The organism is Veillonella parvula (genome assembly GCF_032577575.1).
Taxonomy (GTDB): domain Bacteria; phylum Bacillota; class Negativicutes; order Veillonellales; family Veillonellaceae; genus Veillonella.
The window spans coordinates 324,436-336,617 of sequence record NZ_JAWFVO010000001.1 but is presented as its reverse complement, the minus strand read 5'-3'; the positions used below and the strand labels follow the sequence as shown (position 1 = coordinate 336,617).

General features: G+C 35.3%; 14 protein-coding genes and 1 riboswitch. All 14 genes read right to left on the bottom strand.

Annotation, left to right across the window (positions count from 1 at the left end; genetic code table 11):
- Nucleotides 1-10: 10 nt before the first annotated feature.
- The 14 genes from panC to xseA all read right to left on the bottom strand — a co-directional run bounded on the left by panC (nucleotide 11) and on the right by xseA (nucleotide 12,180).
- Nucleotides 11-853, bottom strand: coding sequence for a pantoate--beta-alanine ligase (panC, locus tag E7K77_RS01625; RefSeq protein ID WP_215675648.1), 843 nt, complete (start codon nucleotides 851-853; stop codon nucleotides 11-13).
- 70 nt (nucleotides 854-923) lie between these two features.
- Nucleotides 924-1,316, bottom strand: coding sequence for an aspartate 1-decarboxylase (panD, locus tag E7K77_RS01620; protein WP_004695834.1), 393 nt, complete (start codon nucleotides 1,314-1,316; stop codon nucleotides 924-926).
- A 272-nt stretch (nucleotides 1,317-1,588) separates the two neighbouring features.
- On the bottom strand, nucleotides 1,589-2,476 hold the full coding sequence (gene dapA / locus E7K77_RS01615; protein WP_215675651.1) for a 4-hydroxy-tetrahydrodipicolinate synthase: 888 nt from the start codon (nucleotides 2,474-2,476) through the stop codon (nucleotides 1,589-1,591).
- A gap of 21 nt (nucleotides 2,477-2,497) precedes the next feature.
- Nucleotides 2,498-3,529 carry an aspartate-semialdehyde dehydrogenase gene (locus E7K77_RS01610; protein WP_215675653.1) on the bottom strand — a complete coding sequence of 344 codons (1,032 nt, stop codon included), beginning with the start codon at nucleotides 3,527-3,529 and terminating at the stop codon, nucleotides 2,498-2,500.
- Nucleotides 3,530-3,552: 23 nt separating this feature from the next.
- Complete coding sequence (gene dapB, locus E7K77_RS01605; protein ID WP_077708418.1) at nucleotides 3,553-4,350, bottom strand: 4-hydroxy-tetrahydrodipicolinate reductase; 798 nt, start codon at nucleotides 4,348-4,350, stop codon at nucleotides 3,553-3,555.
- Between the two features lie 76 nt (nucleotides 4,351-4,426).
- Nucleotides 4,427-4,599, bottom strand: a riboswitch (Lysine riboswitch).
- A 41-nt stretch (nucleotides 4,600-4,640) separates the two neighbouring features.
- On the bottom strand, nucleotides 4,641-6,305 hold the full coding sequence (gene recN, locus E7K77_RS01600; RefSeq protein ID WP_215675655.1) for a DNA repair protein RecN: 1,665 nt from the start codon (nucleotides 6,303-6,305) through the stop codon (nucleotides 4,641-4,643).
- 4 nt (nucleotides 6,306-6,309) lie between these two features.
- Complete coding sequence (argR, locus tag E7K77_RS01595) at nucleotides 6,310-6,765, bottom strand: arginine repressor (RefSeq protein WP_004695825.1); 456 nt, start codon at nucleotides 6,763-6,765, stop codon at nucleotides 6,310-6,312.
- A 320-nt stretch (nucleotides 6,766-7,085) separates the two neighbouring features.
- On the bottom strand, nucleotides 7,086-7,661 hold the full coding sequence (locus tag E7K77_RS01590; protein WP_004695822.1) for a tRNA (mnm(5)s(2)U34)-methyltransferase: 576 nt from the start codon (nucleotides 7,659-7,661) through the stop codon (nucleotides 7,086-7,088).
- A gap of 24 nt (nucleotides 7,662-7,685) precedes the next feature.
- Nucleotides 7,686-8,570, bottom strand: a complete 885-nt coding sequence (locus tag E7K77_RS01585; protein WP_004697273.1) for an NAD(+)/NADH kinase — start codon at nucleotides 8,568-8,570, stop codon at nucleotides 7,686-7,688.
- 9 nt (nucleotides 8,571-8,579) lie between these two features.
- Nucleotides 8,580-9,383 (bottom strand): TlyA family RNA methyltransferase, encoded by an 804-nt coding sequence (locus E7K77_RS01580; protein WP_004697112.1) that lies wholly within the window; start codon nucleotides 9,381-9,383, stop codon nucleotides 8,580-8,582.
- Nucleotides 9,380-9,859, bottom strand: coding sequence for a divergent PAP2 family protein (locus tag E7K77_RS01575; RefSeq protein WP_004695814.1), 480 nt, complete (start codon nucleotides 9,857-9,859; stop codon nucleotides 9,380-9,382). Before E7K77_RS01575 ends, E7K77_RS01580 begins: the two co-directional genes overlap by 4 nt.
- Before the next feature lie 28 nt (nucleotides 9,860-9,887).
- Nucleotides 9,888-10,766 (bottom strand): polyprenyl synthetase family protein, encoded by an 879-nt coding sequence (locus E7K77_RS01570; protein ID WP_004697474.1) that lies wholly within the window; start codon nucleotides 10,764-10,766, stop codon nucleotides 9,888-9,890.
- 9 nt (nucleotides 10,767-10,775) lie between these two features.
- On the bottom strand, nucleotides 10,776-10,982 hold the full coding sequence (gene xseB / locus E7K77_RS01565; RefSeq protein ID WP_004697322.1) for an exodeoxyribonuclease VII small subunit: 207 nt from the start codon (nucleotides 10,980-10,982) through the stop codon (nucleotides 10,776-10,778).
- Complete coding sequence (gene xseA / locus E7K77_RS01560) at nucleotides 10,957-12,180, bottom strand: exodeoxyribonuclease VII large subunit (protein ID WP_215675659.1); 1,224 nt, start codon at nucleotides 12,178-12,180, stop codon at nucleotides 10,957-10,959. The genes xseB and xseA overlap by 26 nt, the downstream gene beginning before the upstream one ends.
- Nucleotides 12,181-12,182: the final 2 nt, after the last annotated feature.

Below are 12,182 nucleotides of genomic sequence, written 5' to 3'. Positions count from 1 at the left end.
ACTTCTCTCCTTATTTTGGATCGTATGAGAAGTTATCGATAAGTCGTGTAGAACCAATATATATAGCCATAGCCACTAATACTGGAGCAGTAACCTCTTGTACAGGTTGCATAGTCTTAGCATCAACAACTGAAATATAATCTATCTTAGCAAGCGGTTCGGTTTGTATAGTGTCTGTCATAGTATCAATGATACATTTAGCAGGACAACCATATTGTATAGTTTGTTTTCCTAATTGAATAGCTTTATACAAGATTGTAGCAGCTTTCCGTTCTTCACTAGACAAATATGTATTACGAGAAGATTTTGCTAAACCATCTTCTTCACGAACAATGGGAACACCAATAATATTGACAGGAAAATTTAAATCAAAGACCATTTTACGTATAATGGCTAATTGCTGTGCATCTTTTTCACCAAAATACGCATTTGTTGGTTGAATAATATTAAAGAATTTTGCCACCACAGTGCAAACGCCTTTAAAGTGAATTGGTCTGCGAATACCACACAATGTATCAGATAAATCCGCAATGTTTACAAATGCCTTTTTATCTTGGTACATTTCCTCCGGATTTGGAGCAAAAATAAGATCAACACCATGTGATTCACATAACTTTTTATCGCTATTAATATCACGAGGGTAAGTACTCAAGTCTTCATTTTCTCCAAATTGAATAGGATTTACAAATATAGAGACAATGACCTTATCGTTATTTTTTCTAGCTTGATCTATTAATGCAGCATGTCCTTCATGTAAGAATCCCATGGTTGGTACAAAACCAATTGTGTAACCTTCTTTTCTCCAGCTATTTACTGTATTCCGTACATTTTCGATAGTTGTTATAAATTCCATTATATTCCTCCGTTATATTGTAAATACGAAGATAGTCCTATACAGTCTACTGTAATTCGATCAATGACAATTATTTTTGATCAACTAATAAACCATGTTTCTCATAGTTTTTTATATGACTTATCTTGTTATTGTTATCTACAAATACAACGAGAGGATTATGGCTCTCAACTTCGCTTTCATCAAGCTGTGCATAACACATGATAATTATCTTATCATGTACTTGCACATGTCGTGCAGCAGCACCATTTAAACATATAACACCACTACCTGCTTCTCCGGCAATAGTATATGTACTAAAACGTGCTCCATTATTAATATTTACAATTTGAACTTGTTCATATTCTCGTATTCCGGATGCATTCAATAAATCTGTATCAATTGTAATGCTCCCTACATAATCAAGCTCTGCTTGTGTCACAGTAGCTCTGTGAATTTTACCTTTTAACATTGTTAGTATCATGCTAAACTCCTTGTGTTTTAAATGTACCCGCCATATTGGTCGGTTCGAACTTTCACAATTTGTCTGTTTATCATGAATTAACAGTAGACTAGAGTATAGTTAAAAATACTATCTCCAGAGAAATTATACCATAATTATAAATTTTTACATTAAAATACAATTAATTTAATACAAATAATGTCACTCTAATCAAAAATAACAGTAAGATTGCAGTATAAAATAAAAACCAGTAGCTACAATGTAGTCACTGGTTTTTATTTTATACTGATATTTTATTTTAGATATTCTGCTAATGCTTTATCAATATATGCTGCTTCATCGGCCGTTGGTTCACACATTGGTAAATTAAATTTTCCCACAGGTAAGCCAATTTTACGGGCTGCATATTTAACAGGAATCGGATTTGTGGTGATGAACATCGCTTTTATAATTTCTGATAAAGCTTGATGAATACGAATCGCTTCGTAGTTATGGCCAGATTCATAAGCTTGAATCATAGCATTCATATCTTTGCCTGCTACATGAGATACTACAGATACGACTCCACATCCTCCAATAGATAACATCGGTAATGTAAGACCATCGTCCCCACTATATACCATGAAATCATCTCCAGGCATTAAACGCTTAATTTCAGAAGCAATCATTAAATTACCACTTGCCTCTTTGATAGCACAAATATGTGGATATTCGTTATGTAGTTGAACTAAGGTAGTTGGGAAAATACCTGTCCCTACACGACTTGGTACATTATACACCATAATTGGCAATGTAGTAGCTTCTGCAATAGTTTTAAAATGCAAATATTGACCTTGTTGGTTCGGTTTATTGTAATAAGGTACTACAACTAGCAAACCATCGATACCATCGATTTTAGAGACTTCCTTTACAAATTCTGCAGAAGCCATTGTATCGTTACTACCTACATTGGCAATAATCGAACCTTTATGTCCACATTCTTTTGCAATCGCATTAAATAGAGCTAATTTTTCGTCTCTAGACATAGTTGGGTTTTCACCCGTTGTGCCACAAACCACAAGACCATCAGAGCCATTATCTAACAGATGATTGGCGATAGCAACACAATTTTCAATATTTACGGATCCATCACTATTAAAGGATGTCACCATAGCTGTTAACACTCGACCAAAGGTTTTCATATATGTCCCCCCCTTGATAGATTAAAATGCTTGTTTTTCCACCAAGTACTCAGCAATTTGCAACGCGTTAAGAGCTGCACCTTTACGAATTTGATCCCCTACAATCCAGAAGTTCATACCTTTGTCATTATATAAGTCTTTACGAATACGACCAATTTCACAGTTGTTTTGATTAGATGTATACAATGGCATAGGGTAAATTTGTTCAGCAGGATTATCTTTAACTTGTAACCCAGGGAATTTTTCACATGCCACCTTGAAAGCCTCTACAGATACAGGTTCTGCTGTTTCTACCAAGACAGATTCAGAATGGGAGCGATATACAGGAACACGAACTGTAGTTGGGACTACTTGAATAGTTTCGTCATGAAGAATTTTTTGCGTTTCGTAAACCATCTTCATTTCTTCTTTAGTATAATTATTTTCTAAGAACACATCAATTTGTGGCAATAAGTTGAATGCTACAGGATAGTGTTTAGGAGCAGAGCCGGTTGGCAACAGATTTGCTGTCATTTCTTCGCCTGCAGTATATTGTTTTACTTGATTTTCAAGTTCTTCAATACCTTCTTTACCTGCCCCAGATACAGCTTGGTATGTACTTACAACTACACGTTTAATTGGAGAGAGATCATGAAGAGGTTTTAATCCTAAACTCATGATAATTGTAGAGCAGTTAGGATTTGCAATGATACCTTTATGTTTCAAGATATCTTCTGGGTTAACTTCTGGTACTACGAGTGGAACTTCAGGATCCATACGGAATGCACTAGAGTTATCGATTACAATAGCACCGCGTTTAGCGGCTTCTGGCGCTAATGTTTTAGATATAGAGCCACCTGCAAATAGCGCAATATCAATATTATCAAAAGATTCAGGTTTTGCTTCTTCTACAATATATGTTTTACCATTCACAGTAAGTTCTGTACCTGCAGAACGAGCGGAAGCTAATAGTTTTAAGTTTTCATAAGGAAAGTTACGTTCTTCAATAAGTGTAATAAATTCAGCACCTACTGCACCAGTAGCACCTAGAATTGCAATATTAGGTTTTTTCATTGATACATCTCCTTGCACAAATATTATAAATAATGTTCTAAACCGTATGTTAAGCCAGTTTTAGAACTAATTTTTTTACATGCTAATACTACGCCTGGCATAAAAGATAAACGGCTTAAGCTATCATGACGTATGGTTAATGTTTCATCATAACCACCAAATAAAACTTCTTGATGAGCCACATAACCTGGAAGGCGTACACTATGAATTGTTACATCGTCAACCTTAGCACCACGAGCACCTGGTAAGCTTTCACGAGTTAAATCCTCATCAGCAGTTACCTTAGCAGCTTGTTTAGCATCGTTAATCAATTTAGCTGTTAAAATAGCTGTGCCAGAAGGCGCATCGTATTTGTGATTATGATGTAATTCTATAATTTCTACATTAGGGAAATATGGAGCGAGCTCTGCAGACACTTTCATCATCATTACCGCCCCAAGAGAAAAGTTTGGCGCCACTAAGCAATTTGCTTGATTGGAACGACCTATTGTATCAAGTTCATCACGTTGTTCTGCGGTCAATCCTGTAGTACCGATGACTACATGAATACCAGCGGATAACATTTTCTTCGCGTTTTCATAAATAACTGCAGGATTAGTGAAATCTACAATCACATCAGGTTTATTTATATCTAATACCTCATCAATGGAGGCATTCATCTTGATACCTAATTGTTCGATTCCTGCTACAGAGCCTACATCTTCCCCTGCCTTAGTCGGATCAATACCACCAACTAATGTTAAATCAGGATCGTTATGTACTGCTTTGACCACTTCACGACCCATTTTGCCGCCAGCGCCATTTACCATTACTCGAATCATATATACCTCCAAAAAAGCCAGTGGATGCATCCACTGGCCTTATAGATTATATAGCTATATATACTCTTATGAAAAGCTCAATGATAGCACTCCACCAATACAAGATTGATGACAGTTGTCTATCTATTAAATAGACAACCAGAACGATGAGTCGCAATCATCGAACTTCGGCAAGCATCCCTTTTATCATGGATCAATGCATGCCTACTCCTCATGATTACTCTTAATACTCGCACCTCTATCAACATATTCATTTAATACTATTAGTATAAGTAATTATGCGATTTTAGTCAATTAAAATGGTCAATAAGTTCTTTCGCCGCCGCAAGTGCTGTAGCAGACATTCCCTTACCAGACATCATAGACGCGATTTGTGTTACTCGTTCGTCCTCATTTAAGACTACTAATGTAGAGATTGTACGATCATCTTGCTCGATTTTAGATAGATGATAGTGTTGTTTCGCAATACTTGCAGTTTGAGGCAAATGAGTAATACAAAATACTTGATTTGTTCTAGATAAATTAAGTATTTTTTCTGCCACCTTAAGTGCTATATCACCACTGATACCAACGTCAATTTCGTCAAATACCATCGTTTTAAAAGCGTCACTACGGAATACTGATTTAAAGGCTAATGCAATGCGAGCTAACTCACCGCCAGATGCTACTTTATGTAGAGGTAATAACTGTTCCCCTTTATTCGCAGAGAATAGCATTTCAATAGACTTTGCACCTAATGAGGATAACTCAGTCCCCTCTTCAATATGAAATTGAATATCCCCTTTGGGCATCCCTAGATCCACTAATTCTTGATGTAAGGCCGTAGCAATATCTTTTGCATTTTTTTGACGTACCTCGTGTAAAACTGTTAACGCTTCTTCTGCTACCTTTTTTGCTTCTTCAAGACGAGTTTCTAATTCATCTTGAGCAAATACAAGGTCTTCTAGTTCTTCTAAACGAGATTGCGCCTTTTCTTCGTATGCTAGAATATCTTCTACGGTTTCACCATATTTTTTCTTTAAGCTATAAATTGTGGTATCTCTGTCTTGGCAATATTTATAACGCTCTTCATCGTAGCTGATAGTATCCCTGTAACGATCTAAAGATTGTGCAGCTTCTTCTAGTTGGAAATAAGCAGAGTCCACCATTTCTGAGACTTCTTTTAACTCGCTGTCATATTTTACTAGATCATTAACCTCTACCTTAATCGAGTTAATCGTATCAAGTAATGGTTGACGTCCATTATAAAAGGCATCATAACAAGAACCTAATACCTTATCAATATGTTCAAAACTATCTAGACGCTTAAGTTCTTCCGCAATAGAAATATCCTCACCAATGCTTAACCCAGCATCTTCGATTTCGTCGATTTGATATCTTAACATATCGAGCTCTCGAGCGCGCTCAGACATATTTTCTTGTAAATGATCTACATCTTGTTTTGCTTGCTTATAAATTTTATACGCATCAGTATAAGCTTTATAGGCTTCCTTTCCTTCTTTATTAAAAGTATCTAAATATTCATGGTGTGTATCAGCGTCTAGTAAACGTTGGTTGCTATATTGTCCGTGAATATCTGCTAAGTATTGACCAATCTCCTTTAAAGCTTTTAAAGGTATTGGTTGATCATTAGCCAATATACTAGATTTGCCATTACGGTTAAAGGATCTAGATAGAATTAACTGGCCTTCTTCTATCATGATATTTTTAGACTCTAATAGGTCTTGAATACTTTGGTGATTAGCAATATCAAATATTCCATCAATAACAAAACTATCTTTACCGTGACGAATAAACTCGCTACTTGCGCGTTCTCCTAATAGGATACTAAAGGCATCCATAAGAATGGATTTCCCTGCCCCAGTTTCGCCGGTAAAGATAGTAATGCCATCATTAAATGAAATATTCATTTGCTCAATCAACGCAAAGTTGCGAATGCTCATTTGCGTTAACATATTATTAGTCCTTCATTAAATCTTGAATTTTCGCTAAAATTGCTGGAACTTCAGCTTCGGATTTTGCAATTAACAAAATAGTATCGTCCCCTGCTAATGTACCAATAATTTCAGTCCATTTTGCATGGTCGATAGAAAATGCTACAGATTGAGCAGAACCAGGGATTGTATGTAATACAACTTGGTTTAAACTGTGATCAACCTTAATCAAAGAATCTTGGAATAGTCGGTTAATACGACTACGAGATAAAACTACATTTTCCTCTGGAGATAATGCATAACGATAATGTCCATCGCCTGTAGGAATTTTGATTAACATTAATTCCTTAATATCACGAGAAACTGTAGCTTGTGTAACTTCAATACCTTCTTCTAGTAAAGCCGCAGCTAATTCCTCTTGTGTTTCAATCGCCTTGGACTGCACGATCTCTTTAATTTTGTTATAGCGATAGCGTTTCATTTTGAACTCCCTTTTTTAAACCTTGCACATAAAAGAGAATAGTATCTTTCTGATAATATTATACCATATATTCATAATTAATATATGGTATAAATCGCATATATTATACGTCTTATGCATATTATATTAATATTTAAAATATTGTTAATATTCTATATATTGATAACGTGCAAATTCATAGCTCATAAGGTTCATCTATTTATAGGGAATTAATAATTTAAAAATAGAAAAATATACATGTATAATTAAAATCCCCTATAAAGGGGGTTTTACTAACTGAGTATGAGTTTTATTCATAATGAATAAAGATATATTTCGTTTTATCGTTTTTGCAATATAAATAACTCAGGTGGATTATGTATTTGGTTCATCGGATGCCAATGGCATACATTATATATTTTCTGATCTAAATCTGATAAATACGATTTAAGAGACTGCATTTCTTCAAATCCCTCTGTTGTTCCAGGGTAAGCAACTATTGTAATAACTCCAGACTTGGAAAGTTTGTGTAAACCTTCATTTATGGCATCAATGGTTTGGTGAGGTTTTGTTACAACTTGGTGATCTCCTCCAGGTAAATATCCAAGGTTAAAAATCATTAAATCAATAACTTCATCTTTTAATTGATGAGCTACTGCCAAATCATGAGAGTCATGAATAAACGTTAAACTTACTTCTGGTGCAATATCATTTGATTGTAAAAGCTCTTTGCTAGTTTTAATAGCTTTCATTTGAATATCAATTCCATATAGATGGCATGCTTTTTGTGCCCGTTTAGAAAGGTATAAAAGATCATGGCCATTACCACAAGTAGCATCTACTACCACTTTGGCATTTTCCATACATCGATCCCAGATTAAATGTTGGAATTGAACAGCATTGTTAATGTTAATCACAAAACCACCCCACTTGAGATTTGGTTATAACAATTCATCTCGACGAGATGCTAACTTTTTAAATAGTGTACCAAAGAAACATTGATCCTTGAATCGTACAAATAAACAATATACAGGGTTAGAGCTTATATGTAAGGTTTCTTTATTTGTAAAAGTATAGTCAAATGTACCATCAATACAAATATGTAATTGTGGTTCTCTTTCCGGCATTGTAATTTGAATCGTATCATGTTCCTCTAAAACAAGGCTTACACCTTGAATTAAGTGTGGCGCTACTGGGGTGACAATGATGGACCGATTATCTGGTTTCATGATTGGACCACCAGCCGATAGATTATAGCCGGTAGAACCTGTAGCAGAGGAAATAATTAAACCATCCGATGGATACATTTGCGTGTGTTGATTATTAATAGACATATTAATTCGCGCCATTTTAGCAGGCTCAGCACGAGTGATAACAATTTCGTTAATGATAGGAACTAGTTCTTCCTCTTTACCCTTATGACGTTCTATATAAGCATATAAATGTCCACGCTTTTCAATATTATAATCACCATTAGCAATACGTTTAATATGACTTTGCATTTGATGAATTTCAATTTGATTTAAAAAACCTAGTTCGCCAAGATTAATACCACAAACAGGTACATTATATGGATAAATTTGTCTTGCAAGATGGATGATGGTACCATCACCACCAAAACTAAAGGCAATATCTATTTGTTTGAAGATTTCTGGACGACTTAAAATATGAGTTTCAGGAATCTTAAGTACTCGTGCAGGTGCATCTGATTCGAGATCATCTGGCAAAAATACTTCGATACCTTCATCTTTACAAATATGTGCAGCCATTTTTAGAACTGCCATAATATTGCTTTTCCCCATATTGGGGAAGAATCCGATACGCATAGTAATCTCCTATAATGAATGAGCTTCTGCAACCACTGTATCAATCAAAATATCATCAATGGTTAAGGCCCCTTCTTCGTACTTTTTAAAATAACCTAAAAACTCTATATTACCTTCCATACCTTTAATTGGTGAGAAAGTTAAGCCATGTGTATACAATCCACAATCATACGCAACGTGTAGAATACGATGTAAAACCTCTTTATGGATTTCACTATCTCGCACTATACCGCCCTTACCAACATTTTCTTTACCAGCCTCAAATTGTGGTTTTATTAAGGCCACCAGTGAGCCCGTATCTTTTAATAAATTAGTAGCTACTGGTAAAACTTTGTCTAAAGAAATAAATGCTACATCAATAGAAATAAAATCAACAAGTTCACCTATTTGTTCAGCAGTAACAGTACGGATATTTTGTTTCTCCATATTGATTACACGTGAATCTTGGCGTAATTTCCAAGCTAATTGATTATATCCTACATCGATGGCAAAAACCTTAGACGCACCGTTTTGTAATGCGCAATCTGTAAAACCACCTGTACTAGCTCCTATATCAATCATCACAGTCCCATGTAAATCGATAGGGTAAGTTTGAATAGCCTTTTCTAATTTAAGTCCTCCACGGCTTACATAAGGTAAAGTATTGCCTTTAACAATAATATTAGCATCCGCAGGAATCTTGGTGCCTGCTTTATCTATGCGCGTAGTATCCATAAATATAAGGCCCGCCATAATAGCTGCTTTTGCTTTTTCTCTACTTTCAAAAAGGCCTCGATTAACGAGGAGTATATCTAATCGTTCTTTATTGTTCATATTACACCATGATAAATACAATAAAACTGAATAAAGGCCACAAGAATACCAAGAATTAAACCACCAAATACTTCGATAGGTGTATGTCCCAACAACTCTTTTAATGCTTCTTTACGTGTAATGACAACAGGTATATTCTTTTTGGTAAAATAATCTACAATTTGATTAAGTATTTGAGCTTGTCGTCCTGCCTCTAATCGTACACCAGACGCATCATACATAACAACAATTGAAAATACTAAGGATAATATAAATAGATCCGTTACACCATTTTTAAGGTAAATCGCTGTTGTTGTAGCAATTACAAATGATGTATGTGAACTTGGAAAACCACCAGATCCAACAAGGCGCTCTGGTCGGAATTTACCATGTCTTAAGAGTTGCCATACAAATTTGATAGCTTGAGCCGTAAACCAGCCCCAAAATGCAGCTTGTGCGATATAATTATGTGCTATTTGTGGTAATATATCAATCATTGTTTATACCTTCTACAGGTAATACCCATTAATTCGTACGTTCTAAAAGATAATCAATTAATGCTGATAGTATAGTTGTATCATAAGAAACCAAGTTTAACGCATCATGAGCTTGGCTACCTACTAAGTAGGCTTGATGTTTTGCTTGATCTAAACCTAGTAAAGATACATAGGTAGATTTATGTTGGCGAATATCACTACCGGGTGTTTTCCCTAATTCTTCAATAGTACCGGTTACATCTAAAATATCATCAGTAATTTGGAATAATAATCCCAGGCAATTAGAATATTCCATAAGGAATGTTCGCGTAGTATTATTAGCACTTCCAAGAATAAGACCTAATTCTACAGAAGCGTTAAATAGTGCACCTGTTTTACCAGTATGTAAAACCTTTAATTCTTCTAAAGGAATATGTTTATCTTCACTGAGCAAATCAAAGGCTTGTCCCCCAACCATACCTTCTGGACCAGCCGCAGTAGCAACACATTGTATAGCATCTAGTTTTTGCTGTGCACTAGCAACTGTATTTGAAGTCATCAATTGAAAGGCATATGTTAATAACCCATCACCGGCTAAAATAGCAAGTCCCTCACCGTATACTTTGTGATTGGTCAAATTACCTCTGCGATAATCATCATTATCCATAGCTGGTAAATCATCATGAACTAATGAATACGTATGGATACACTCCATAGCACATAGAAATTCCTTATAATCCGCTGGCTCTTTATGAAGCATTTCTAGCACAGCCTTAGTTAAAATAGGTCGTATTCGTTTGCCACCTTGCATTAAACTATAATTCATAGATTCATAAAGTTGTTCAAATTCTTGATTTGGGCTATTAAGTACTTCGCCTAACCATTGTTCAATATTTTGTTTGCTAGATGCTAAATAATCTTTGAACATAGAATCTCCTTATTCGCTGATGCGGACTTCTTCGATAATTTGTTGTACTTCATCTTCAACAGAGTCAAGCATTTCAGCACATTCTTTTACCAAAGTTAAGCCCTTTTTATATTGTGATAAAAGCTCAGAAATGGTCATATCCCCATCGTCTAATTGCTTAACAATATCTTCTAAGGCCTTATATTTTTTCTCATAACTTTTTAGTGATGCGGCCATCCTTGTGCGCCTCCTTTACCGTAGCAGTAATATAACCATCAGCTAGTGTAACTCGTATATCGTCATTTGGTTGTAATTGGGCAACCGAAGTAATAGGTTTGTTATCATGCTCAACCTTTGCAAAACCTTTAATCATCATTTGTAATGGATTTAGTGACTCTAACTGTTGTGCCAATAATGCTAAGTTATGTCTCTCTGCATTACATCGTTCTTTAGTTGCATTAGTTAGAGTTTGTGAAAGCTCTTGTAAGTGTGATTTTTGCTTATGTAAAAATTGCAGAGCTGGAATGCCAAGTTTTCGATTAAAGAGCAATGTTAAATCTGTACGTTTTTGTTGTAGTGTATAGCGTATATATTCGTGTAAATACTCTTCTTTTTCTGTCAGCTGATCTTGTAATGTAGTAATTGGAAGTACTGCCATTTCTGTAGCATGGCTAGGCGTAGCACCACGTACATCAGCTACATAATCACATAAGGTGTAATCTGTTTCATGACCTACCGCCGAAATAATCGGTGTATGAGCATTATAAATTGCCTCTACAACAGCTCTATCATTGAAACACCACAAGTCCTCCATAGATCCACCACCACGACCAACGATGATGATATCAATATCTGGATCAGCATCTGCCGTAGCAATTCCTTTTGCTATAATTGGGCCTGCGGTACTACCTTGTACAGGAACGGAAAACAATTTAAATTTAACTAGTGGATTGCGTTTTTTACTAACATGTAGAATATCATGTAATACAGCACCAGATTGGGATGTAACAATACCAATGCAACTCGCCATATAGGGTAAACCTACTTTATGGCTATCATTAAAGTACTCCAAAGCAGTTAACTCTCGTTTTAGAGCATCAAATTCAAGCTGTAACGGACTTTTAGCACCTATCTGCATATCTGATGCAATGAGATTTAAACGGCCCATTTTATTGTAAAAGTTAACAGATGCTTTTACAGTTACTAATAAACCATTTTGAATGGCATTAGCTAGTCCCTTTTGCATGACTGTACTAGACCACATTGTTACATCAATAGCAGATTCCTCATCTTTTAAAGAAAAATACATATGACCACTACTATGACGTTTTGCATTAATAATGGTACCACTTACATATACATTCTTTAATAGATATTCACGATCTAAGGTACGTTTTATGAGATTGTTTAATTGTGTAATGGTTAATACATTCACGA

Coding starts and splice junctions, on each gene's coding strand:
- panC (WP_215675648.1), bottom strand. CDS start 853: ATGGAATTTATAACAACTATCGAAAATGTACGGAATACAGTAAATAGC.
- panD (WP_004695834.1), bottom strand. CDS start 1,316: ATGATACTAACAATGTTAAAAGGTAAAATTCACAGAGCTACTGTGACA.
- dapA (WP_215675651.1), bottom strand. CDS start 2,476: ATGAAAACCTTTGGTCGAGTGTTAACAGCTATGGTGACATCCTTTAAT.
- E7K77_RS01610 (WP_215675653.1), bottom strand. CDS start 3,529: ATGAAAAAACCTAATATTGCAATTCTAGGTGCTACTGGTGCAGTAGGT.
- dapB (WP_077708418.1), bottom strand. CDS start 4,350: ATGATTCGAGTAATGGTAAATGGCGCTGGCGGCAAAATGGGTCGTGAA.
- recN (WP_215675655.1), bottom strand. CDS start 6,305: ATGTTAACGCAAATGAGCATTCGCAACTTTGCGTTGATTGAGCAAATG.
- argR (WP_004695825.1), bottom strand. CDS start 6,765: ATGAAACGCTATCGCTATAACAAAATTAAAGAGATCGTGCAGTCCAAG.
- E7K77_RS01585 (WP_004697273.1), bottom strand. CDS start 8,570: ATGCGTATCGGATTCTTCCCCAATATGGGGAAAAGCAATATTATGGCA.
- E7K77_RS01580 (WP_004697112.1), bottom strand. CDS start 9,383: ATGAACAATAAAGAACGATTAGATATACTCCTCGTTAATCGAGGCCTT.
- E7K77_RS01575 (WP_004695814.1), bottom strand. CDS start 9,859: ATGATTGATATATTACCACAAATAGCACATAATTATATCGCACAAGCT.
- E7K77_RS01570 (WP_004697474.1), bottom strand. CDS start 10,766: ATGTTCAAAGATTATTTAGCATCTAGCAAACAAAATATTGAACAATGG.
- xseB (WP_004697322.1), bottom strand. CDS start 10,982: ATGGCCGCATCACTAAAAAGTTATGAGAAAAAATATAAGGCCTTAGAA.